The sequence below is a fragment of the Desulfocucumis palustris genome, assembly GCF_002933875.1.
Classification (GTDB): Bacteria; Bacillota; Desulfotomaculia; order Desulfotomaculales; family Desulfocucumaceae; genus Desulfocucumis; species Desulfocucumis palustris.
Genome location: NZ_BFAV01000167.1, coordinates 1 through 1,513 on the forward strand (window position 1 = coordinate 1; position 1,513 = coordinate 1,513).

General features: G+C 53.5%; 1 rRNA gene. It reads left to right on the top strand.

The window, feature by feature from the left end:
• A 23S ribosomal RNA gene (locus tag DCCM_RS16650) occupies positions 1-1,513 on the top strand; the annotation flags it as partial.

Below are 1,513 nucleotides of genomic sequence, written 5' to 3' on the forward strand. Positions count from 1 at the left end.
GGCGCAATGGGCCGATGAAGGACGTGGTAAGCTGCGAAAAGTCACGGTGAGCCGCAAGCAGGCATAGACCCGTGAATATCCGAATGGGGCAACCCGGCGGGGCAAACCCCCGTCACTGCATGATGAATACATAGTCATGCAGAGGGCACCCGGGGAACTGAAACATCTTAGTACCCGGAGGAAAAGAAATCAAACGAGATTCCCCCAGTAGCGGCGAGCGAAGAGGGAAGAGCCTAAACCATATATCTTCGGATGTATGGGGTTGCGGGACTCTTGTAAGTATTTAGATTTTTAGCCGAAGCCGGCTGGAAAGCCGCGTCACAGAAGGTAACAATCCTGTAGGCGAAAAGAAGCTGAATATAGAGAGTATCCCAAGTACCGCGGGACACGTGGAACCCCGTGGGAATCAGGGAGGACCACCTTCCAAGGCTAAACACCCGTTGCGACCGATAGAGAACAAGTACCGTGAGGGAAAGGTGAAAAGCACCCCGGGAGGGGAGTGAAAGAGCACCTGAAACCGTATGCTTACAAACAGTCAAAGCTCGTTAAAAGAGTAATGGCGTACTTTTTGTAGAACGGACCGGCGAGTTACATCCGGCGGGCAAGGTTAAGGGAAAAACCCGGAGCCGCAGCGAAAGCAAGTCTAAACAGGGCGAACAGTCCGTCGGAGTAGACCCGAAACCGGGTGATCTACCCATGTCCAGAGTGAAGCTTTAGTAAAATAAAGTGAAGGCTCGAACCAACCGTCGTTGAAAAGGCGGTGGATGAGGTGTGGGTAGGGGTGAAATGCCAATCGAACCCGGAAATAGCTGGTTCTCCCCGAAATAGCTTTAGGGCTAGCCTCGGGAATAAATAGCGGAGGTAGAGCACTGACTGGGCTAGGGGTCTTCACCGATTACCGAACCCAATCAAACTCCGAATGCCGCATATTTGAATCCCGGGAGTCAGACTGCGGGTGCTAAGATTCGTAGTCAAAAGGGAAACAGCCCGGACCATCGGCTAAGGTCCCAAAGCGATGCTAAGTGGAAAAGGATGTGAGGCTGCACGGACAGCCAGGATGTTGGCTTAGAAGCAGCCACCATTTAAAGAGTGCGTAATAGCACACTGGTCAAGTGGCCTTGCGCCAAAAATGAAACGGGGCTAAAGCATCGCACCGAAGCCATGGACTTGTAGAGATATGAGTGGTAGGGGAGCGTTCCCATAGGGACGAAGCAGTACCGACAAGGAGCTGTGGACGTATGGGAAGTGATAATGCCGGTATAAGTAAGCGAAAAGGCAGGTGAGAATCCTGCCCGCCGAAAGCCTAAGGATTCCTGGGGAAGGCTCGTCCGCCCAGGGTAAGCCGGGACCTAAGCCGAGGCCGAATGGCGTAGGTGATGGACAATCGGTTGAGAATCCGATGCCACCGAACTTTCGTTTGGAGGATGGGGTGACACAGTAAGGAAGGCCAAGCGCGCGGATGGAAAAGCGCGTCCAAGCCTGTAGGGCGGGAGCCAGGAAAAACCGGCTCTCA